Below are 22,479 nucleotides of genomic sequence, written 5' to 3' on the forward strand. Positions count from 1 at the left end.
GGTGACGTGCAAATCACATCACCCCAACATTTGACTTAGAACCCTTTTTACATAGTTTTCATGTATATTTGTACAAGCATAAAGGGCAAGCTGTCTTAAAAAGGGAGGATCTTTATGTCTGAATTTCTGACCATCGTTTTTCGAACGGTGTTCCTTTATATACTCATTTTGATCATCTTGCGTATCATGGGAAAAAGGGAAGTCGGCGAGTTAGGCGTTATCGACGTAGTTGTCTTCATAATTATGGCTGAAGTTGCAGCAGTTGCTCTAGAATCCCCCGATGCAAAACTGAGTCACTCCGTTCTCCCAATGATTATTCTTTTAATTATCCAACTTGTTTCTTCTTACTTTTCATTGAAAAGTAAGAGATTCAGAGACATTGTTGATGGTGAGCCGACACTTATTATTAGACATGGGCAAATATTGGAACAGGAAATGAGGAAACAACGTTACAATCTTGATGATTTGTTTCAGCAACTTCGCGAGCAGCAAATAGGTTCTGTTCATGAGGTTTCGTTTGCTTATTTAGAGCCGTCGGGGAATCTGTCTGTGTTTATACATGACGACATCCAACCAGTACTACCTCTCATTTCTGATGGTGTTATTCAGTCAAGACATTTAGAGCTCATCGGAAAAACAGATGAATGGCTTTTAAAGGGACTTAAGCAGCTCGGTGTGAATGAAGTAAATAAAATCTTTTACTGTTCATATGAAAATGAGCAACTGAAGTTTCAACTAAAAAATAAGTATCAATAACTTTTCAATAGTCTCTTGAATAAGAACAAATCGCTCTTCTTAACTTGACCCGTTAAAATTAGTATTACTAATAAAAAGAGGGTCGTAATTGCGCATTCCATTATTAAACCGAAATCCCCAATCGGAATAAAGATTGGCCGCATGATGCAAGTCATGATGAATGAAGCGTATGGTAGGGCAAACATAGTGAAACCAGTAGCAGTTGATTTGTTTTTACGTAGCGTAGCAATATGTAAAAATGATGTGATTAGTACACCGAATCCTATGGCAAGGACAGCTCCTGTTACCTGTAGCCCTGGCTGGGATGCAAGTATGAACATGACTGCCAATTTCGCAATGCCGCCGTAAACGGAGTTCATCATTCCCGCTTTGGCATCCCCTGTAGCTTGTAAAATAGAGTAAAGAGGGCCTTGAATATAATAAAAGAAAAAAACTGGAGCTAGAAGTGCCATATAGGATGCCCCTTGGGTAACATGGAACAGCTTTACGGCCATCTCCTCTCCATGTATGAAAAAAACTGCGGCTGCAACAGTACCTGTCAATGCGGATAAGCGGAGTGACAGATGAATCCGTTCTTTCAACTTGCTCGTATTGCCCGATGCAACAGCTCCGCTGACAGCAGGTACCAGGACGACTGATAATGCATATGGAATGAAGGCGGGGAAAAGGAGTAACGGAACAAGAACGCCCGATACTATTCCATATAGTGAAGTTGCGGCTATGACGGTAACTCCTGAAAAAGAAAGAGCACGAAGAAAAATAATAGGCTCAAGAAACCAAGTAAACGTCCCAAATAACCGGCTGCCAGAAGAAGGCAGGGCAATGGCTAGAAGGGGTTCCATTGGATAGCGTTTTACTTTCCCAGTCTGTTTTGGACCCCGTTTTTTTTGTTGTCTGTATTTAAACAGTAAATACAAGACTGAAAGGACTTCCGCTAATAACGTAATTCCCATTGCATAGGCAGCATTCATCGCCGAATTATCAGATGAAAGCAGCTGCGGCAATAGTCCTGTAATTAGGACGATACGGCATAATTGTTCGATAATTTGCGACCAGGCTGTTTCCTCAATCCGTGCGATTCCTTGGAAATAGCCGCGGATTAAGCCGCCAATTGCTGCAATGGGAACAATGGCAATTCCAACATATAATGTCATAGAAGAAGCAGAATTACCGAGAAGTGTCTCCGATAGATAAGGTACAAATAAGATGGATGCTGGAATGAATACAGTACCCGTCAAAATAGTAATGAGGGAAGCCGTTTTCATTACGTAAGCGATTTTTATGGATTGCCCCTTCGCTTCAAGCTCAGCAATTACTTTTGCTATGGCAATCGGCACACCTAACTGGACGAGCGATAGAAAGAAGATGAAAGCGGGGTAAGCTGTCATGTAAACACCCACGGCCTCTTCACCGGCAATCCGCATAAATTGGATTCGGAAAACAAACCCCAAAAGCTTAGTTAGAAATACGGCAACCATCAGAACGACAGTTCCACGGATGAATGAAGACAATGTAAGCAACTCCTTCTTAATTCCAGTCATTTCGTATACCTCAAACATATGTAGAAATCCATCCATTAAATACTGTCATCTCAATGTTTTTATGTTGTAAAAAAATATACATAATAGATTAAAGATTCAGCAAGCTACCATCCCTGTCGGTAACCTACTTATATGCGTAAACTGAAGGACATATTTTCATTGACTCGTTGCAATGTGAACCGATTGAAATATTAATCGAACGAAAAAAGATTTTTGACGTTGTATGAATACTTTTCTAGAAGCAGGAAATAGTAACAAAAGTAGATACAGATTGGAGGGATTAAGATGAAGCAAAAACAAAGTTTTGCACTAATGTCAGTTATTTTATCAGCAGGGCTTTTGTTCGGCTGCAACGGTGTGGATGAAGATGAGCCGGACCCATCTGAAGAACCTACAGAGCAACAGGAAGACAATAGTCAATAATTATCGTTTTCTAAAAGAGAATTCATGTAAAAACATCGTTCAAAACAGGACGGTGTTTTTATTTTATTTTTTAAATCTAATTTACTAACGAAAACGCGTGTATATATAGGTACAATGAGTTAGAATATAGAAGATAAAACCCCTAAAGAAGGCATTCAAAAAATCGTTAAAACGGTATATCATACACAAACGTATGCGGAATTATACATCCTTACGACTGCCCAGGAGAGGAATGGGGAAAGTGACTATACAATTCAGACAACTATTTGATCACATGCTACCTGCAATAGAAAGTAAAAAGACTGAGTTTCATCTGTATGGGTACACGACAGTAACTGATGCGGATATTTGGACGTTTTGTGTCAAAAAAAAATGGCGTAAGAATGATATAGAGAAAATGGGATTGCATGAAATTGCGAATGGGATCCTAAAAATCTCACCTGCTGAGTTTATGACGTATACTCAGATTGAAGAACAACGCGGTTCAAACTGGTTTTCAGGTTTGAACAGTGACGAACTACAAATACTTCTTACACCACACAAATCGAAAAAGAAGTTATAATACTACTATTCGACCATTTGACACATGATTGGCCGTGTTTCATAATAGATATATTATATATTTAATTGGTTAGTCTACAGCGCCTAGTTGTTGCATAGGCGCTGTAGCTATTCTCGGAGTATGTACATAGGTAGAATGAGTACAGCTGCACTCCATATTTAGAGGGGGAAATGGGATTATGAAAAGAAGAGGACGGATCGTAGCCTTTCTATTATTAGTCGTCTTTTTTGGCTTGACGATTGGAACGACTACTAGTCCGATAGTGAAAGATGTAAAATTGGGCCTTGATTTACAGGGTGGTTTTGAAGTTCTTTATCAAGTTGAACCATTGAAGGAAGACGGGAAGCCAATAACTGAAGAAATGGTTAAAGATACTGCGAATGCGCTTTCGAACAGGATAGACGTACTCGGAGTTAGTGAACCAAGTATTCAAATTGAATCGAATAATCGTATTCGCGTTCAGCTTGCAGGGGTTGAAGATCAGGAATCTGCACGGGAACTCCTGTCAACGCAGGCGAATCTAACTTTCAGGGATGCGGATGACAATCTTCTTCTTGACGGTAACGACTTGAAGGAAGGAAAAGCCAAAGCGAATTTCGGGGAAACCAACAATCCAGTTGTTACACTTGAAATGAAATCACCGACTAAGTTCGGTGAAGTCACGACGAAGATTGCACAGAAAAAGCCGGAAAACGTAATGGTAATTTGGCTAGATTTCGTAGAAGGCGAAGATTCTTTTAAAGAGGAAGTCACAAAAGAGAAGCCGAAATTCGTATCTGCACCTTATGTACAGAATCCAATTAATTCTTCAGACGTTGAAATATCTGGATCATTCACCGTGGAAGAAACGAAAAACCTTGCGGGAATTTTAAACGCAGGAGCATTGCCTGTACATCTTGAAGAGGTATATTCTACTTCGGTCGGTGCACAGTTCGGTGAACAGGCACTCAACAAGACGATTATCGCTGGAATTATAGGTATCTCACTTATCTTTATTTTCATGATCGTTTACTACCGTTTGCCCGGTTTAGTGGCAGTTATTACATTAACGATTTATATTTTCATCATATTGCTTGTCTTCACACTTATTAATGGTGTACTGACTTTGCCGGGAATTGCGGCACTTATGCTCGGGGTCGGAATGGCCGTAGATGCAAATATCTTAATGTATGAAAGAATACGTGAGGAATTGCGTGTTGGGAAATCCATCAAGACCTCGTTCATGGCGGGTGCAAAATCATCATTCTCAGCCATTCTTGATGCAAATATTACGACTATTATTGCAGCATTAGTCCTGTTCTATCTTGGGACAAGCTCTGTAAAAGGTTTCGCGCTAATCCTTATCATCAGTATACTAACCAGCTTCTTAACAGCAGTATGGGGATCACGCATATTCTTAGGGCTATTAGTAAATAGTGGCGTATTTGATGGCAAAACAGCATTGTTCGGTATTTCGAAAAATAAGGTTCATGCACCTGAAGAACAAATTGAAACATTGGATCTTACGACGAAATTTGACCGATTCGATTTTGTCCAAACACGTAAAAAGTTTTATGCTATTTCTGCCGTATTGTTAATTAGCGGTGCAGTTGTGCTAGGTATTTTCAAGTTGAATCTTGGAATTGATTTCTCAAGTGGTACGCGCGTTGAAGTACTTGCTGACCATCCCTTGAAGACTGAAGAAATATCTTCGTATTTGGATGAAATCGGACACCCAACAGATGATATCGTCATTTCCGGTGATACAGGAAATATGGGTGTTATGCGTTACAAAGATGAGTTTAAGCAAGAAGAAGTCAACAAGCTAAAAGTGGATCTTGCCGCCGAATTTGGTTCTGAACCGAATATCTCGACGGTTTCAGACACAGTCGGTAAGGAACTCGTGAAAAATGCAATAACATCGTTGCTTATTGCTATGCTTGGTATCGTCATTTACGTTGCATTTCGTTTTGAATGGCGTATGGGGGTCGCGACCATTATCGGTCTTTTCCATGATGTTTTCTTCATGGTAGCTGTGATCAGTATTCTGCGCCTAGAAGTCGACATCACCTTCATCGCCGCAGTTTTGACCATTGTCGGTTACTCCATCAATGACACGATTGTGACATTTGACAGGATACGAGAAAATATCAACCACCGCGGACGCATCGATGATGTAGCAGAACTTGCGGATATCGTAAACAGATCATTGCGCCAGACGCTTGGACGTTCTGTTAATACGGTACTCACAGTCGTCTTTGTTGTAGTAGCACTTATGCTATTCGGTGCAGAATCGATTCGGACTTTCTCAATCGCACTTCTGATTGGATTGTTTGCAGGAACTTATTCGTCGATTTTCATCTCCGCTCAAATCTGGTTTGACCTGAAAAAGCGTGAAATGAGAAAAAAAGGCGCCATTAAAGTTGAGGATACAAAGAAAAAATGGGGCTCAGACGAACCTGTCGTATAAATAATACAAAGTAAAGTTTCAGATAATCATGGAACAGGGTATACACTCAACTGTATACCCTGTTTTTTATCTTTATTCAGCAGAAGATTCTCACCTCCAGAGGTGGGAGATGAACGCGGTTTTATTTTCCTGTTCAGCGGGTGTCCAAACGCCTGCTGAATTAGGAGGAATGAAGTTCAATTCCTCCCTGATAAAGCCTCCGGCGGATTTCACAGATTTTGAAAGGAGTCAATCGAGCAAGCTCGATTCAAAGTCTGGACGCAATTACGCCGAGGCGTAATTGATATTTTTTCATGAAAGGAGAACTGTCCTATGAAGTTTCAATGGAACTTGCTTCTAGGTCTTTTATTTGCCATTATTATTGCCATTTTTGCTGTTTTCAACGTAGATGCAGTTCCGGTTAATTATGTTTTTGGGGTCGCACAATGGCCACTCGTCCTTGTCATTCTTTGTTCAGCTCTCCTAGGTGCTGCGGTCAGCGGACTATTCGCGATGTTTCTCTCGTTTCAATCAACCCGACGCATTAAAGTCCTTCAGAAAGAAATGACTTTGAAAGAATTAACAATTGCAACACAACAGAACGAAATAGCAGAACTGCAAAAGTATACTGCACTGCCATCCAACAAGGAAATGGAGAATGGATAAAAAAATCTGAAATTGGAGCATCATCCTGGTATCCTTACCTCGATAGATGCTCTTCTTTCTGTTTAAAATAGTCTTTTCTTTTAGAGTAGAAGCGCATCCGCTATAATGAAAATAAGGATGTGAGAGATTTTGATTGAATCAATGAAAAGGTGGAAAGTGGAACGGCCGGACGAACAACAGGTAACTTCGTTGATGAATGATCTTGGTTTATCTTCTGTCCAGGCAAAAATATTAGCTTCACGAGGATTAGGAAATTCAGAAGAAGCGAAAGCCTTTTTACATATGGATGCATCCAGTATGCACGATCCTTTCTTACTACACGATATGGACAAAGCAGTCTCGCTGATAAAAACAGCTATTGCTGCAAACAAAAAAATAGCAGTGTACGGGGATTATGACGCCGATGGTGTGACAAGTGTTACTGTTTTAACAACTGCATTGGAGCGGCTGGAGGCAGATGTGTTCTTTGCAATACCTGACCGTTTCGAACATGGTTACGGGCCAAATAAAGATTTATTCCTCGAACTTTATGAAATAGGAGCTTCTCTAATTATTACGGTTGATAACGGGATTTCTGGAGTGGAAGAGATTGCCTATGCAAAATCACTAGGCATTGACATTATTATTACGGATCACCACGAAATAGGTGACGTGATGCCCGCAGCAGATGTAATCATTCATCCACGGCATCCCGATGGCGCATATCCGTTTGGTGAACTTGCAGGTGTTGGAGTAGCGTTTAAACTGGCATGCGCTCTACTCGGAGAAGTACCACAGGATTTAATTGAACTAGTCGCAATTGGTACAGTTGCAGACTTGGTTCCGCTTCACGGAGAAAACAGGTATTTTGTTAAAGAGGGTATCAGACAAATGCGCGTGTCAAAGCGTCCCGCAATCCAGGCGCTTACACGAGTTGCAGGCACTGAACAAGCAACACTTTCAGAGGAGTCAATTGGATTCATGATTGGACCCCGCCTGAATGCAGCAGGGCGTCTAGGAGATGCTTCTCCAGCAGTGGAACTATTGAAAACAGAAGATCCTGCAGTCGCTTCAGCATTAGCAAATGAACTCGATTCGCTTAACAAAGAACGACAAGCGATTGTTTCGGAAATAGCTGTTGAAGCAGAGGAAATGATTGCGAAAATGTACGGTGAGACAATGCCGCACGTATTCGTCATTTGCGGAGAAGGATGGAATTCAGGTGTTGTCGGTATTGTAGCTTCACGCTTGACGGAAAAGTATTATCGCCCTTCTATAGTCTTGTCTCTTGACACGGATTCAGGAATTGCGAAAGGATCTGCGAGAAGTATCGAGGGGTTTGACATGTTTGTAGAGCTCTCGAAAAATGCCCACCTTCTTCCTCATTTTGGAGGTCATCAAATGGCGGCCGGCATGTCTTTAGCTAGCAAAGATGTTGGTACGCTACGCGAAAATCTCAACAAGCAAGCTGAGCTTGTGCTAACAGGAGAAATGCTTATTCCAGGAGTGCGAATCGATGTACCGCTTTCGCTAAGTGAAATCGATGTTAGTGTTCTAGAATCCTTGGAACTGCTTCGTCCATTTGGCATGGGATTTGAAAAACCTGTCTATATGCTTGAAGATTTAACTGCCAAAACGGTAAGGAAAATCGGAGCGGCAAAAAATCATATGAAACTTGAATTGGCCGAAAGTAATCTTTCACTGGATGCCATCGGATTTGGGCTCGGTCACATTGCCGATCAGCTGACGCCAGGCGTTAAACTATCGGTTACAGGTGATTTACAGGTGAATGAATGGAATGGAAATAAAAAGCCACAACTATTAATCGGGGATATCAAATCTGATGAATGGCAATTATTCGACTTGCGCGGCGTGCGCGAAGCGGCTAGGTGGCTTCCTACTATTCCTCTCAAGGATACATTTTTTGCTGCATTCCATAAACAAACAGTGATTCATTTTCAGTCGTCCATGAAAGGGATACCGATTATTCTCCTCGGGCAAGAAACGATTGAAAAAGCAGAGAATCTGGTATTACTTGATATTCCAGACGAAGCAATTCAGCTAGAAAATCTAATTGTTTCGGTCGATCCGGATCGAATCTATGCACATTTTCACGCGCCTGAATCTAGGTATTTTGATGGTTTACCGAGCCGTGAGCAATTTGGGTGGTATTACAGTTTTTTGAAAAAACGCGAGAAATTCGATATCGTAAATAATGGTGAACAGCTTACAAAACACAAAGCGTGGAAAAAAGATTCGGTTTATTTTATGTCAAAGGTGTTTTCTGAGCTAGGATTTGTTAAGATTGAGGATGGTTTTGCTTCCGTCATGGAGACGGTTGGCAAACGGGATTTGACCGATGCGCCATCTTACAAAGAGCGTGAGCGTCAGATTGAGCTAGAAAAAAGACTGCTGTTCGCGCCTTATTCGGAATTGAAAAAATGGTTCGATACTGTGCGAAATGGAACTGTCGACAGGGAGGAACAATAATGGATTTGAAAGAATATGTAACGATTGTACCGGACTATCCTAAAAAGGGAATTAGCTTTAAGGATATTTCAACAATCATGGATAATGGTCAGGCTTATAAATTCGCAACGGATGAAATCGTCAAATTTGCGAAAGAAGTCGAAACAGACATTATTGTCGGTCCTGAAGCACGGGGATTCATCATCGGTTGTCCAGTGGCTTATGCATTAGAAGTAGGCTTTGCGCCAGTTCGTAAACCTGGAAAGTTGCCTAGGGAAACGATTGAAGTCGAATATGATCTCGAATATGGAAAAGATACCTTAACTATACATAAAGACGCCATCAAACCTGGCCAACGTGTATTGATAGTTGACGATCTTCTTGCAACAGGCGGCACAGTTGGTGCAACTGTTGAACTTGTTGAAAAGCTTGGAGGAGTCGTTGCAGGTTGTGCCTTTATCATAGAGTTATCTTATCTAGACGGCCGTGAAAGGTTACAAGGTTACAATATGCGTTCTTTGATCACCTATTAAAAACATTCCTCCGCACGACTGGCGGGGGATTTTTTTATATCTTTATATCACAACCCTTTACATATGCATAGGTTTATACATACAATAGGAATACTATCATTTTTGCGGATAAGGTCGGAAGGGGTAATAATATGGCGAAAAATCGTGACATGACGGCGGAAGAAATATTCTCCCTCGTCGCCTCCTATATGAATGAAGAACACGTTTCGTTCGTCAAAAAGGCATATGAGGCAGCAAAGACTTCGCACGAGGGCCAGCATAGGAGTTCAGGTGAAGCGTATATTATTCATCCTGTTCAAGTTGCGGGTATTCTTGCCGAATTGCAAATGGACCCTTCGACAGTTGCAGCCGGATTTCTTCATGATGTTGTAGAAGATACAAATGTAAGCAGGGAAGATATTATTCGTGATTTTGGCGAAGAAGTAGCAATGCTTGTCGACGGTGTAACGAAACTTGAAAAATTACAATATAAATCTAAAGAAGAAAAACAAGCGGAAAACCACCGGAAGATGTTTGTAGCGATGGCTCAAGATATTCGTGTCATTCTCATTAAGTTGGCGGACCGTCTTCATAATATGAGAACACTGAAACATGTACCTGAAGAAAAGCAGCGCCGGGTTGCGGCTGAAACTTTGGAAATATTTGCACCACTTGCGCATCGTCTTGGAATCTCAGCCATTAAGTGGGAATTGGAAGATACAGCATTGCGCTACTTAAATCCACAACAATATTATCGAATCGTCAATATGATGAAACGCAAACGTGTAGAACGAGAAAACTATTTAGCAAACGTAATGGAACAGGTTAAGTTGGAGATCGGAGAAATGGAAATTGATGCAGATTTATCTGGCCGTCCCAAGCATCTCTATTCCATTTACCGGAAGATGGTCGTTCAGAAGAAAGAATTTAACGAAATTTATGATCTGTTGGCAGTGAGAATTCTAGTTTCAAGCATTAAAGATTGTTACGCTGTGCTTGGTATTATCCATACGCTTTGGAAACCCATGCCTGGGAGGTTCAAAGACTACATCGCGATGCCTAAGCAAAATTTATATCAGTCACTGCATACGACTGTTGTAGGTCCTGCAGGCGACCCGCTCGAAGTGCAAATCCGGACCGAAGAGATGCATAAAATTGCCGAATTCGGTGTTGCTGCTCACTGGGCATATAAAGAAGGAAAATCGCTTACTGATCATCCAAGTGATATTGATTCGAAATTGACTTGGTTTAGAGAAATACTTGAATTTCAAAACGAATCTTCTAATGCTGAGGAATTCATGGAGTCGTTAAAATTCGATTTGTTCTCCGATATGGTTTATGTATTTACACCTGATGGGGATGTAATAGAACTACCTGCAGGGTCAGTCCCGATTGATTTTGCTTATCGCGTCCATTCTGAAATTGGGAATCGGACAATTGGTGCGAAAGTTAACGGCAAAATGGTGCCACTGGATGCTGAATTGTTTACGGGTGATATCATCGAGATTTTAACATCGAAACAATCATTTGGACCAAGTCGTGATTGGCTAAAAATCGCAAATACCTCTCAAGCGAAAAATAAAATACGACAGTTTTTCAAAAAACAACTTCGGGAAGAAAATATCCTAAAAGGTCGGGAAATGATTGAAAAAGAAATTAAATCGCAAGAGTACGATTTAAAAGAAGTACTTTCGATAGAAAATATAAAACGTACAATTGAGAAATTTAGTTTCACTTCTGAAGAGGACATGTATGGGGCTGTGGGATTCAACGGTATTACTGCTCAGCAAGTTGTCAATCGACTAGCAGAAAAATTACGGAAAGTACGAGAACAACAAGACACAATAGATAAAATCGTTTCAGATATGAAAACGCCACAACCTGAAAAAATGACTGAATCAGGTGTTATTGTTAAAGGTATAGATAATTTGCTGATCAGGCTTTCAAAGTGTTGTAACCCAGTACCGGGCGATGGAATTGTAGGCTTTATCACAAAAGGCCGAGGCGTTTCGGTCCACCGTGATGACTGCCCAAATATCATTGTTGATGATAATGATAATGACCGAATTATCGATGTTGAATGGGCAATTGGACCTTCTAACACAAGGAAAGAGTTTTTGGTTGATATCGAAGTGTCGGCATTTGATCGGCAAGGCCTGTTAAATGAGGTCATGATGGTTGTTGCTGATACGAAAACACCCATGGTAGCTGTGAGTGGCAAAGCAGACCGTGACAAGATCGCTCGAATTCATATGACGATTAAAATTACTGATATAACACATTTGCAAAGAATCGTAGATCGAATCAAACAAATTCGTGATATCTATTCCGTGCAACGTGTCATTAATTGATTGGAAGGTGTAATACATGAGAATCACGCTGCAGAGATCGGGTCCAGCCACTGTCCGTGTCAACGGTGAGACGACGGGTTCAATCGAAAAGGGTTATGTCCTCCTGGTAGGCGTAACCCATTCGGACACTGAACAGGACGCCGAATATCTGGCGAAGAAAATCGCAGAACTGCGTTTATGGGAAGACGGCGAGGGTAAGATGAATCATTCTATACTTGAAGTGGGCGGAGATATTCTATCGATATCCCAATTTACTTTGTTCGCGAATGTGAAAAAAGGACGCCGTCCAAGTTTTACTGATGCAGCAAGACCGGACCAGGCAAAACCACTATGGGAATACTTTAATCGCAAAATAGCAGAAGAGGGTCTAGTCGTTCAGACAGGTGTATTTGGAGAAATGATGGATGTCGAACTTGTTAACAATGGCCCAGTAACGCTTATTATTGATTCGAAATAACACGTTATTTGCATAAAAAGCTGACCATAAGGGCTTGAAAATCGCGATTTTTACTGGACTATTTCCGGCGCGCTTTCGGCGAAATAACTACGACACTATTACCGAGAGGCAAGTGTGGCTAGAAGTGACCCCGTCACTTCTAGCCACACATTTTTTGGTTATACTGTTGTGATTAATTGCCTGTCGCGTTCCTACAATATTCAAGTGAAAACTGCAGTTGCTTTAAATTAAAAGAATAGATGAGCTTCTACAAGGAATTTAAGTGCCCGAAGATAAAATTTCGGGTACTCTTGCACGTTGTAGATAGTGTTCTCTTCATTACTCTATAAAAAAGTGACAATTCCTTAAAATAAAAATAGAGAAACTATAGTAGAAGGTTTGAGCGGTCAAAATTTTATCTTTGGCCGCTTCTATCCAGGTGAGAAGCGAGCTATTCTTTCGTCCCGAAAAGCTTCGGCACTTCTTGTAGCCGTGTCTTTGGAGAGCGACGGATGAACAAACACCATACGTTTACCGAAAAAATAAGTAGGGATGCGACGAAGTCGCATCCCTACTTATGAAGACATCTCGATAATGGTATAGAAGCTGTTTAATCCAAAGAAATCCAATAGCATTTCTACAAGTAGTGCCCAGTGTGGGATAAAGTTATTTACTCCAACTATCACCGTTCTTGTTCCATTTAAATTCCATTGAAGTAGTCTAGTAGTCCTTTGTAGATTCCGTGCGTTGCCTGTTCACGGAACATATCACTCGTAACTGTCCGTTCCTCTGCTGAATTTGATAGAAAACCAAGTTCTATCAAAATAGCATTTTGCCTATTTTCACGGAGAACTAGGAAATCTCCTGGTTGTGATCCCCGGTCTCGCAGATTTACTGAAGAGGCAAGTCCTTCATTGACCGCGTGAGCAAGTGCTTGCTGATGTGAATGTGTGTAGTATGTTGTGAAACCTGCAATACTGGGGTCAGGATTCGCGTCATAATGCAGACTGATAAAAGCGTCTGCATTATACTGACTGCTCACAGCGACACGTTTTCGTAATGATACATACGTGTCCGTCTCGCGTGTGGTTACAACTATCGCGCCAGCCGCTTTTAACTTGGCTGCAAGGAGATCGGACGTGAGTATTGTAATATCCTTTTCGTCTGTCCCGCGCGTACCTGTAGTCCCGCGGTCGTTACCGCCATGGCCTGGGTCAATGACGATCGTTACACCCTTTAACGTACCTGGAACACGCGCCTTTGTTTCTTTCATAACGGGTTCTATTGAGGGCGATTCAACGTCTGTTGAAACAACCCATTTTGCTACAAAAGCAGATTTTCCAGTCGGTAGAGAAATCTCATACCAGTCTCCGTCTACTTTTCGAATTGAAAACTTTTCTCCTGCATCTGCTCGTGTGGCAATTTGTGATGATGTCGTCGCATCTTCACGGATATTGGTCCCATTAGAAAGAATGGTCACTTTTCCTAAGTCATTCTCATCGGATATTTGTTTGGCATTAGAAGATAATGAACCGTGGAATGAATACAACCAGCCTTGTTGATCATCTTTAAGTAAAATTCGTACCCAATTTCCATTGACCTCTTTAATTACAAATGATTCACCTTCATGAATAAGGCCAACACGTTTAGAAGATAGATCCGCATTCTTTCTAACATTGAGGGCACCAACCGAAACGGTAAACAATTCAGGTGATGAAGTCTGTTCTACAGGTGCAGCAGTTGTCGTTTGGTCAATCACTTCTGTAATGTAGTCCGTATGTACCCAACCGCTAATTCCGTTAAATGTAATAGAAGCCCACTCACCATCGCTACCAGTCATAATCGCTTCATCTCCTGCAGCAAGACGTTCTAGTACTGCAGACCCAATGGATGGACTAGACCTCATATTTAACTGGTCGACACGTGAGACGACTACAGTACTTGTCCCGCTAGATTGATTTGCTGAGACTGTCAGCCAAGAAGCTATCCACCCTGTACTTGTGCCATGTTGAATTTCATACCAATCTCCCGATGTGGATAATACATCAACTGGCTCACCCTTGTTCAATGAACCCGTCACAGAATATGTAAGTCCGGGCCCTGAGCGGATGTGAAGCGATTTTGCATCGACTACTACAGATTCTGTTTCGGCATAAGTCATTGGAATGTCTTGAAATACGCTGAATAAAAGTATGAATGCTATCAACCATTTGCTTGCTTTAGACAAATTATCATCCTCCCTATAATCTATTGTAGAAGTTTACACTCAAAAAAACTACAATTAAACGAAAAAGGTTGACTATATGGTGCAGAAACTTTAAGATGATGTTTAATTCACAATTTAAATCACATGATACTACTAAGAATAATTTTACCGAAGACATGGAAAGTATTTGTATAATTGACTGACTAGAGAGGGGCGGACGTGGCTGAAATCCACCCTACAGGAATTTACAATGAATAACACCATCGAGGCTCTGTGCTGAACGAACTCGTTTTCAGTAGGTACAGACGGAACCGGCCGTTATCCGGATTTAAAGTGGGCGCAACTTTGCGTCAATTTGGGTGGAACCGCGGAAGCTATAAAGGCTCTCGTCCCTTGCGGAAGCAAGGGATGGGGGTCTTTTTTTTGTTTCTCAAATCCATATCCAATCTTCGGTGCCAGAAGCTCGGGGTAGTCCGACGCATCTGAAAGGCACCCTACGTTTTTCATTAGAAGGGGGAAATTGTATGAATTTCAAAGTGCCAAGAGGAACCCAAGATATTTTACCGTCTGAAACATGGAAATGGCAGCAAGCGGAAAAAATCATCAACGAAGTTTGTGATGTCTATCGTTACAAAGAAATCCGGACACCGATATTTGAACAAACGGAACTTTTTCAACGTCTTGTAGGTGAAACGACAGATGTAGTTCAAAAAGAGATGTACACATTTATGGATAAAGGCAATCGCTCAATGACGTTACGACCGGAAGGGACAGCAGCAGTCGTCCGCTCCTTTGTTGAGCATAAAATGTTCGGTTACCCTGACCAGCCTGTGAAACTTTTCTATACGGGTCCGATGTTCCGTTACGAACGTCAGCAAGCGGGACGTTATCGTCAGTTCGTCCAGTTTGGTGCGGAAGCCATAGGCAGTGCAGATCCAGCAATTGATGCAGAGGTAATTGGTTTAGCTATGGACGTTTATAGACGTGTTGGGCTGACTAAATTGAAACTCGTCATTAACTCGCTCGGTGATACAGAATGCAGAACTTCACACCGTGAAGCCCTCATAGCGCATTTTAATCCGCATATCGGTGAGTTCTGCTCTGATTGCCAATCGCGATTAGAAAAGAATCCATTACGCATTTTAGATTGTAAAGTCGATAGCAATCATCCATTAATTGCTACGGCACCTTCTTTAGCCGACTATTTAAATGAAACATCAAAACATTACTTCGATGAAGTGAAAACGTATCTGGACAATGCAGGAATTGCTTATGATGTCGATGCAAATCTTGTACGTGGTCTTGATTATTATAACCATACGGCTTTTGAAATAATGAGCACATCTGAAGGTTTTGGAGCAATTACGACGCTCTGCGGTGGCGGACGCTACAATGGACTTGCAGAAGAAATTGGTGGCCCATCTGCTCCAGGTATTGGGTTTGCAATGAGTATCGAACGATTGCTTCTTGCGATGGCTGCGGAAGGCAAAGTGTTTAATGAGGAACCGGCGCTTGACGTTTACATCGTTACACTCGGTGAAGCATCTCGTCATCCAGCCTTTAAATTGTTAGGTGAACTAAGAGCGGCAGGCATACGGTCTGATATGGACTATATGGATCGTAAAATGAAAGCGCAAATGAAATCAGCCGATCGGCTTAGTGCAAGAATGGTTGTACTCATAGGTGAAGATGAAGTGGCAGAAGGTGTTGCTATATTGAAGAAGATGGAAGACGGTGCACAAGTAAAAGTACCAGTTGCAGAATTGGTTCAAAAAATTAAAGAAACATTGAATGTATAAAGAGAGGCGGATGAATGCAATGCAACGGTCACATTATTGCAATGATTTAACAGAAGAGGTAATTGGAAAAGAGGTAACATTACAAGGATGGGTTCAAAAGAGAAGAGACCTTGGAGGGTTGATTTTTGTTGATGTACGAGATCGCTCAGGAATCGTTCAGGCGGTTTTTAACCCTGAATTTTCAAGTGAAGCAATCATAATGGCAGACAAACTGCGTAATGAATTTGTAATTGAACTAACTGGGTTAGTAATTGAGCGCCAAGAAGGTCAAAAAAACCCTAACATAACAACAGGGTCTATTGAAATTCAAGTTACTGAATTAAAGATTGTGAATGAAGCAAAAAACCCACCATTCATGATTGAAGATAATACGGATGTTAGCGAAGAACTTAGATTAAAGTACAGGTACCTTGATTTACGTCGTCCGAAACTTGCGAAGACATTCAAAATGCGCTCTGATATTACTAAAACGGTTCGAAACTTCCTAGACGATGAAGGGTTTTTGGAAGTGGAGACACCAATTTTGACGAAGTCCACTCCAGAAGGTGCACGGGATTATCTTGTGCCAAGCCGGGTGCATGAAGGGGAATTTTATGCACTTCCTCAATCACCACAGCTGTTCAAACAGATGCTGATGGTATCAGGGTTCGACCGCTATTACCAGATTGCCCGTTGTTTCCGTGATGAAGACCTCCGTGCCGACCGCCAGCCGGAATTTACTCAAATAGATATGGAAATGAGTTTCATGTCAATAGAGGAAATTATTGAATTGAATGAGCGGTTAATGCAAAAAATCATGAAAAAAGTTAAAGGCATTGATGTCCAGATTCCATTCAAGCGTCTCCCTTATGACGAAGCAATGGCACGGTTTGGTTCAGATAAACCGGATACAAGATTTGCTTTGGAATTGACAGATGTGTCAGACGTAGTGAAAGATACTTCTTTCAAGGTCTTTGCTAGCGCAATCGAGTCGGGCGGACTAGTCAAACTCATTAACGTAAAAGGGGCAGCTGAAGATTACTCACGAAAAGACATCGATGCACTTGGAGAATATGCAGCGGTCTACGGTGCAAAAGGTCTTGCTTGGTTAAAAGTTGATGAAGAAGGATTTAAAGGCCCCATTGCGAAGTTTTTTGAAGGAGATGCGATTGATTCACTTAAATCTGCGGCAGACGCTGAAGCAGGCGATTTATTGTTATTCGTTGCAGATAGAAAAAAAGTTGTTGCTGAGGCGCTTGGTGCTTTAAGATCCAAACTTGGCAAAGACCGCGGCTTAATCGATGAATCAAAGTTTAATTTCCTTTGGGTAACAGAATGGCCATTGTTTGAATATAATGAGGAAGATGGCCGCTATTATGCAGCTCACCATCCGTTCACGATGCCAGCAGATGTGGAAGAATTGGTATCCAGTCCTGAAACGGTTAAAGCACAAGCCTATGATCTCGTTTTGAATGGCTATGAACTTGGCGGCGGATCGCTAAGAATTTACAAAAGAGATGTACAGGAAAAAATGTTTAAAGCACTTGGATTCACTGAAGAGCGGGCAAATGAACAGTTTGGATTCTTATTGGATGCATTTGATTATGGAACACCTCCACATGGCGGTATTGCATTCGGCCTCGACCGAATTGTTATGTTACTATCAGGTTCTACAAACTTAAGGGATACAATTGCATTTCCGAAAACAGCGAGTGCAAGTTGCTTGTTAACCTCTGCACCTGATAGCGTTGACGATGCACAGCTCACAGAACTCGGTATTCAGATATTAACGAAAAAGAAGTAATAATCAGAAATGTTGAAAAATGATTAAATCTAGTGTTAAAAAAGATTGAAATGAATTAAAATCTATGATATTATACATGTAATACGAATCCTGAAGTGTTCGTTATTTGCCAATCAGTTTTGACCGAACATTTTTTCGTCGGGAGTCCGTATTTCGATTAGAATGACATGCCTTTCAACGGGACGTCAAAGGAATCGGATAGGACACCCACCTGCTGAGTGCGGGTTCAAAGCGATACTACAAAGACGGCACAATCGGGATTCGTTCCTTACATGATCATAAACCCCTCTGACATATGTGCTGAGGGGTTTTTTATTGGGAAAATTGTAAATTTAGTAGATAGAAGGGCGGAATTTTTCTTGTTGCATCAATTTTCACGAAACGAATTGGCAATTGGTACTGAGGGTGTAGATCGAATGCGTAATATGACAGTCGCTGTGCTTGGGATTGGGGGAGTCGGTTCATTTGCCGCGGAAGCATGTGCCAGGAGCGGAATTGGGCGAATTATTCTAGTCGACAAAGACGATATTGACGTAACGAATATTAATAGGCAACTGGTTGCTTATTTATCGACAGTCGGTCGTTCAAAATCAGAAGTGATGAAAGAACGAATTGCTGATATTAACAAAGATTGTGAAGTTATTTCATTACATATGTTTTATACAGAGGAAACAGCTGAAGAATTTTTCAGCTACAAACCAGATTATGTAATCGATGCATCTGATACAATCAGCTTTAAAATTCATTTAATAAAAGAATGTATTGCGCGTGATGTGAAAATTATTTCATGCATGGGGGTCGCGAATAAGACTGACCCGACCCGCTTGCAAATTGCTGACATTTCAAAAACAAATACGGATCCAGTTGCCAAGGTAATTCGTCTCAGATTGAGGAAAGAAGGCATCCATAAAGGAGTGCCCGTGGTGTTTTCTAATGAAAGTCCAATTGTTGTGAGGGAAGACGTGGTCGATACAGTCGGCAAGCCGGAAGCTTCGATTCGCAAAGCGAAAATGCCGCCCTCATCAAATGCGTTTGTTCCTTCAGTTGCTGGGCTGATTTGCGCAAGCTGGGTCATTAACGATATTGTTTCAGACATTCCTATTCAACGAGTAAAAGATAAAGTATAATAGGACAATCGCGTGAGAGCATTCAATTTCATGCGGTTCCTTCCTATTGATTACAGATATAACTTGAAGCTATCAATAACACGTGACCAATACAAAGAGTTCAAAAAAAATCTATTCCTATCCAATAATGGAAGTGAAACAGAAATGGATGTCTTAAATAGCGAGTTTCCACTTATCAATAAGTTCGAAATTGTTATTGGAATTGACATTAATACATTTTATATTACCGATTTTAAAATGATGTTGGATACAACAACTTATTCCACGACAAAAATAGACGGTAATTCACACCGTGTAAAACAGACAATCAATGCAATATATAGTCATTTCGACAATGTGGACACTGTGAAAATTCCGACCGCAGTTCAGGATGCTGTAGCACAATAATGTTCAATAATTCAAAACCCTCCTAAAGAGACAGCTAGGAGGGTTTTGAATTGTTAAATTACTTTTTATTTTGAAACTCTTTTAACTTCTTGTAAATTGCAGCCAACTTCTTCTCTTCCCCTGCTAGAACCGGTTTGTAAAATTCAGTACTCTTTAATTTCTCTGGTAAGTATTGCTGATTTGTCCAGCCACCGAAAGAACCGAGAGGCGTGTCATGTGGATATTTATAACCTGTATGTCCGAGTTTTTCCGCGCCAGCATAATGAGTATCTCGTAAATGTAATGGAATATCCCCGGTTTTACCTTCGTTGATGGCCTTGACAGCTGCATCAAATGCTTTATAAGCTGAATTCGATTTCGAAGACAAACACATTTCGATGACAGCATTCGCTAAAGGAATGCGAGCTTCTGGCATGCCTAGCCTCATAGCTGCATCTGTTGCCGCAAGGACGTGCGGACCAACGGATGGAGAGGCGAGTCCGATATCTTCATAGGCCATAACGAGCAAGCGTCTAGAGACGGCTGTCAAATCTCCGGTCTCTAGCAGATTAGCAAGATAATAGATGGCGGCATCGACATCGCTGCCTCGAACTGCCTTTTGAAGTGCCGATAATAGATTATAAAAATGAGAACCTTTTTTATCACCGAACAAACCGATTCGACCAAGTAAATTTTCAAGTAGCCAGTCTTCAATAATCGTTTTTCCGTCTACACTATCACTAGCCGAAACAGCCGATTCGAGAACGGTTAACGCTTTTCGCGCATCACCGTTAACACCTTCAGATATTAAAATTAGTTGGTCTTCCGATATCTCGATTGCCATTTTTCCAAGTCCGCGCTCTTCATCTGTTAGCGCTCTACGAAGAACTACTAACAAATCAGTCGGTTCCAACCGCGCCAATTGACGAATTTCACCACACCTGGATCGAATTGCTGGATTGACGTCGTGATATGGATTTTCAGTCGTTGCTCCTATTAAAACAATTGCCCCGTTTTCAACATGAGGTAGTAATGTATCTTGCTGTAATTTGTTAAAGCGATGTATTTCATCAAGGAATAACAACACTTTCCCGGTGATGCGCGATTCTGCAACGACTTCTTCTACATCTTTCTTGCCTGAAACGGTTGCATTCATGGCGATGAAAGGAAGGTTGCTAGTACCTGCAATTGCATGGGCGAGTGATGTCTTACCGATTCCGGGTTCACCGTACAATAGCATCGAAGGAACGTGACCGTTTTTAATCATGCGGTATAATGCTGTTTTTTCACCTATAATTTCTTTCTGTCCGGCAATCTCATCTATATTGTTCGGTCGCATGCGAAACGCCAATGGCTCGTTGTTCAAAATAACCACTCCTCAGTACATCTGTTCCTCTATTATACACGTTAGCCAAACGTAAATCATTTTAAGGAAGCCGACAGGCCACATATGCTATAATATTTTGAAGCAATCGTAAAAAAGGACGGGATATATATGAAGATTTCTACAAAAGGGCGATATGGACTGACAATCGTTGTTGAATTGGGGGCTAAGTACGGGGAAGGTCCTGTACCGCTTCGGAAAATTGCCGAAGAACAGAAGTTGTCTGAAGCCTATCTTGAACAGCTGATTCCACCGCTACGCAATAGTGGAATAGTTAAAAGTGTACGCGGTGCATATGGTGGCTATATGCTTGCTAGACCACCTGCCGAAATTACGGCTGGAGATGTTATCCGTATTTTGGAAGGGCCCATTCAGCTAGTAGAAGGTTTAGAGGGTTCGGACATTCCTCAGCAAGAACTGTGGAAAAGAATCGGTGAAGCAGTGCGCAGTGTACTTGACACAACGACTATTGAAGATTTAATGAAATCCGGTGAAGCAAATGAACAAGACAGTTATATGTTTTACATTTAAAGGGGTCTTATAATGACGACAATATATCTCGACCATGCAGCGACGACACCGGTTCATCCGGAAGTAAGCGCGACTCATATAAAAATGCTTGAATCTGTATTTGGAAACCCTTCGAGTATCCACAGTTACGGCAGAGAATCTCGAAAATGGCTTGATGATGCAAGAAAATTACTTGCACAGTCCATCAATGCAGAATCGTCGGAAATCATTTTTACATCAGGCGGTACTGAAGCGGATAATTTAGCGGTTTTCGGAACTGTAATGGCTATGAAGGAAAAAGGAAATCATATCATCACGACGAATATTGAACACCATGCCGTTTTAAATCCATGTAAACAACTTGAGTTGCTGGGTTTCGAGGTGACATATTTGGAAGTTGATGAAAATGGGAGAATTAGTACGGAACAAGTTATAAATGCAATTACTGATAGAACGATTCTAGTCACGGTTATGTATGGAAATAATGAGGTAGGTACAATTCAGCCGATTCGTGAAATTGGTGAGATTTTGAAAGATCATCAGGCTGTATTCCATACGGATGCTGTACAGGCGTACGGCCTCATTCCACTTAATGTTGACGAACTTGGTGTTGATTTATTATCAGTTACTGCTCATAAATTAAATGGACCAAAAGGGATAGGTTTTCTCTATCAGCGTAAAGGACTTGAAACTTCTCCGCTCATATTTGGGGGAGAGCAAGAACGGAAACGCCGTGCTGGTACTGAAAATATTCCTGCAATTGTTGCCTTTTCGAAAGCGGTGTCGATCGCACAACGTGAGATGGTACAAAATAATTTAAATTACACTAACTATACAACTATAATGACGGACATATTTGACGAACAAGCTATCGTATATGAAGTATCTGGAAAAAATATAGACAAACTTCCACATATTTTGAATATAAGCTTCCCAGGAACGGATATTGAATCACTTCTCGTCAATTTAGACATGGCGGGGATTGCTGTGTCCAGCGGATCTGCATGTACTGCAGGCTCAATTGATCCATCGCACGTTCTTACTGCAATGCATGGTGAAAATTCCGCTAAACTACGAAATTCAGTCCGGTTCAGTTTCGGTCTTGGTCTTAACGAGGAATCCATTAAGGAAGCCGCACACAAAACCGCTGGTATTGTAAAAAAGTCTGTGAAATGAAAAGC

The 22,479-nt window shown here is 41.3% G+C and carries 18 protein-coding genes, 1 other RNA gene and 1 other annotated feature; of the genes, 16 read left to right on the top strand and 3 right to left on the bottom strand.

Annotated elements, in window-relative coordinates; genetic code table 11:
• Positions 1-114: 114 nt before the first annotated feature.
• Positions 115-756, top strand: a complete 642-nt coding sequence (locus AC25Y5_RS09225; RefSeq protein WP_488140025.1) for a DUF421 domain-containing protein — start codon at positions 115-117, stop codon at positions 754-756.
• On the opposite strand, the gene AC25Y5_RS09230 is transcribed toward AC25Y5_RS09225, so the two are convergent.
• Positions 750-2,297: a putative polysaccharide biosynthesis protein gene (locus AC25Y5_RS09230; RefSeq protein WP_488140026.1), complete on the bottom strand. Its 1,548-nt coding sequence runs from the start codon at positions 2,295-2,297 to the stop codon at positions 750-752. The two genes, AC25Y5_RS09225 and AC25Y5_RS09230, sit on opposite strands and share 7 nt — an antisense overlap.
• Positions 2,298-2,582: 285 nt before the next feature.
• Here AC25Y5_RS09230 and AC25Y5_RS09235 point away from each other — a divergent pair, with 285 nt between their 5' ends.
• The 8 genes from AC25Y5_RS09235 (at position 2,583) to dtd (ending at position 12,144) form a co-directional block, all read left to right on the top strand.
• On the top strand, positions 2,583-2,720 hold the full coding sequence (locus AC25Y5_RS09235; RefSeq protein WP_482105319.1) for a hypothetical protein: 138 nt from the start codon (positions 2,583-2,585) through the stop codon (positions 2,718-2,720).
• A gap of 241 nt (positions 2,721-2,961) precedes the next feature.
• Positions 2,962-3,282: a post-transcriptional regulator gene (locus AC25Y5_RS09240; RefSeq protein WP_482105318.1), complete on the top strand. Its 321-nt coding sequence runs from the start codon at positions 2,962-2,964 to the stop codon at positions 3,280-3,282.
• A 178-nt stretch (positions 3,283-3,460) separates the two neighbouring features.
• Positions 3,461-5,731: a protein translocase subunit SecDF gene (gene secDF, locus AC25Y5_RS09245; protein ID WP_488140027.1), complete on the top strand. Its 2,271-nt coding sequence runs from the start codon at positions 3,461-3,463 to the stop codon at positions 5,729-5,731.
• A gap of 312 nt (positions 5,732-6,043) precedes the next feature.
• Positions 6,044-6,376, top strand: coding sequence for a LapA family protein (locus AC25Y5_RS09250; RefSeq protein ID WP_488140028.1), 333 nt, complete (start codon positions 6,044-6,046; stop codon positions 6,374-6,376).
• A 129-nt stretch (positions 6,377-6,505) separates the two neighbouring features.
• Positions 6,506-8,845, top strand: a complete 2,340-nt coding sequence (recJ, locus tag AC25Y5_RS09255) for a single-stranded-DNA-specific exonuclease RecJ (RefSeq protein ID WP_488140029.1) — start codon at positions 6,506-6,508, stop codon at positions 8,843-8,845.
• A complete protein-coding gene (locus tag AC25Y5_RS09260) occupies positions 8,845-9,357 on the top strand; it encodes an adenine phosphoribosyltransferase (RefSeq protein WP_488140030.1) in 513 nt (170 codons plus the stop codon). The genes recJ and AC25Y5_RS09260 overlap by 1 nt, the downstream gene beginning before the upstream one ends.
• 131 nt (positions 9,358-9,488) lie before the next feature.
• Positions 9,489-11,687 carry a RelA/SpoT family protein gene (locus tag AC25Y5_RS09265; RefSeq protein WP_488140031.1) on the top strand — a complete coding sequence of 733 codons (2,199 nt, stop codon included), beginning with the start codon at positions 9,489-9,491 and terminating at the stop codon, positions 11,685-11,687.
• A 16-nt stretch (positions 11,688-11,703) separates the two neighbouring features.
• Positions 11,704-12,144 carry a D-aminoacyl-tRNA deacylase gene (dtd, locus tag AC25Y5_RS09270; protein ID WP_488140032.1) on the top strand — a complete coding sequence of 147 codons (441 nt, stop codon included), beginning with the start codon at positions 11,704-11,706 and terminating at the stop codon, positions 12,142-12,144.
• Between the two features lie 679 nt (positions 12,145-12,823).
• Here the strand turns inward: dtd and AC25Y5_RS09275 are convergent.
• Positions 12,824-14,350 (bottom strand): N-acetylmuramoyl-L-alanine amidase family protein, encoded by a 1,527-nt coding sequence (locus AC25Y5_RS09275; protein WP_488140033.1) that lies wholly within the window; start codon positions 14,348-14,350, stop codon positions 12,824-12,826.
• A gap of 141 nt (positions 14,351-14,491) precedes the next feature.
• Positions 14,492-14,726 (top strand) — a binding site (T-box leader).
• A 127-nt stretch (positions 14,727-14,853) separates the two neighbouring features.
• Between AC25Y5_RS09275 and hisS the strand changes: the two genes are divergently transcribed.
• The 5 genes from hisS (at position 14,854) to AC25Y5_RS09300 (ending at position 19,425) form a co-directional block, all read left to right on the top strand.
• The gene (hisS, locus tag AC25Y5_RS09280) at positions 14,854-16,128 is read left to right on the top strand and encodes a histidine--tRNA ligase (protein ID WP_488140034.1); all 1,275 of its coding nucleotides are present in this window, start codon (positions 14,854-14,856) and stop codon (positions 16,126-16,128) included.
• A gap of 19 nt (positions 16,129-16,147) precedes the next feature.
• Positions 16,148-17,911 carry an aspartate--tRNA ligase gene (gene aspS, locus AC25Y5_RS09285; protein WP_488140035.1) on the top strand — a complete coding sequence of 588 codons (1,764 nt, stop codon included), beginning with the start codon at positions 16,148-16,150 and terminating at the stop codon, positions 17,909-17,911.
• An 84-nt stretch (positions 17,912-17,995) separates the two neighbouring features.
• A non-coding RNA gene (ssrS, locus tag AC25Y5_RS09290) (6S RNA) lies at positions 17,996-18,176 on the top strand.
• A 94-nt stretch (positions 18,177-18,270) separates the two neighbouring features.
• Positions 18,271-19,038, top strand: coding sequence for a tRNA threonylcarbamoyladenosine dehydratase (locus tag AC25Y5_RS09295; protein WP_488140036.1), 768 nt, complete (start codon positions 18,271-18,273; stop codon positions 19,036-19,038).
• Positions 19,039-19,050: 12 nt separating this feature from the next.
• Positions 19,051-19,425 (top strand): DUF6612 family protein, encoded by a 375-nt coding sequence (locus AC25Y5_RS09300; RefSeq protein WP_488140037.1) that lies wholly within the window; start codon positions 19,051-19,053, stop codon positions 19,423-19,425.
• Between the two features lie 58 nt (positions 19,426-19,483).
• Here AC25Y5_RS09300 and AC25Y5_RS09305 read toward each other — a convergent pair whose 3' ends face one another.
• The gene (locus tag AC25Y5_RS09305) at positions 19,484-20,770 is read right to left on the bottom strand and encodes a replication-associated recombination protein A (RefSeq protein ID WP_488140038.1); all 1,287 of its coding nucleotides are present in this window, start codon (positions 20,768-20,770) and stop codon (positions 19,484-19,486) included.
• 129 nt (positions 20,771-20,899) lie between these two features.
• Here AC25Y5_RS09305 and cymR point away from each other — a divergent pair, with 129 nt between their 5' ends.
• Together cymR and AC25Y5_RS09315 are read left to right on the top strand one after the other, a co-directional pair.
• A complete protein-coding gene (gene cymR, locus AC25Y5_RS09310; protein WP_482100816.1) occupies positions 20,900-21,319 on the top strand; it encodes a cysteine metabolism transcriptional regulator CymR in 420 nt (139 codons plus the stop codon).
• A gap of 12 nt (positions 21,320-21,331) precedes the next feature.
• On the top strand, positions 21,332-22,474 hold the full coding sequence (locus AC25Y5_RS09315; RefSeq protein ID WP_488140039.1) for a cysteine desulfurase family protein: 1,143 nt from the start codon (positions 21,332-21,334) through the stop codon (positions 22,472-22,474).
• The last annotated feature ends 5 nt before the right edge of the window (positions 22,475-22,479 follow it).

It is taken from the genome of Sporosarcina sp. Y1011 (assembly GCF_057669885.1).

Bases quoted from the DNA above. Each gene is read 5' to 3' on its own strand.
- AC25Y5_RS09225 (WP_488140025.1), top strand. From the start codon at position 115: ATGTCTGAATTTCTGACCATCGTTTTTCGAACGGTGTTCCTTTATATA.
- AC25Y5_RS09230 (WP_488140026.1), bottom strand. From the start codon at position 2,297: ATGACTGGAATTAAGAAGGAGTTGCTTACATTGTCTTCATTCATCCGT.
- AC25Y5_RS09235 (WP_482105319.1), top strand. From the start codon at position 2,583: ATGAAGCAAAAACAAAGTTTTGCACTAATGTCAGTTATTTTATCAGCA.
- secDF (WP_488140027.1), top strand. From the start codon at position 3,461: ATGAAAAGAAGAGGACGGATCGTAGCCTTTCTATTATTAGTCGTCTTT.
- AC25Y5_RS09250 (WP_488140028.1), top strand. From the start codon at position 6,044: ATGAAGTTTCAATGGAACTTGCTTCTAGGTCTTTTATTTGCCATTATT.
- AC25Y5_RS09260 (WP_488140030.1), top strand. From the start codon at position 8,845: ATGGATTTGAAAGAATATGTAACGATTGTACCGGACTATCCTAAAAAG.
- AC25Y5_RS09265 (WP_488140031.1), top strand. From the start codon at position 9,489: ATGGCGAAAAATCGTGACATGACGGCGGAAGAAATATTCTCCCTCGTC.
- dtd (WP_488140032.1), top strand. From the start codon at position 11,704: ATGAGAATCACGCTGCAGAGATCGGGTCCAGCCACTGTCCGTGTCAAC.
- hisS (WP_488140034.1), top strand. From the start codon at position 14,854: ATGAATTTCAAAGTGCCAAGAGGAACCCAAGATATTTTACCGTCTGAA.
- aspS (WP_488140035.1), top strand. From the start codon at position 16,148: ATGCAACGGTCACATTATTGCAATGATTTAACAGAAGAGGTAATTGGA.
- cymR (WP_482100816.1), top strand. From the start codon at position 20,900: ATGAAGATTTCTACAAAAGGGCGATATGGACTGACAATCGTTGTTGAA.
- AC25Y5_RS09315 (WP_488140039.1), top strand. From the start codon at position 21,332: ATGACGACAATATATCTCGACCATGCAGCGACGACACCGGTTCATCCG.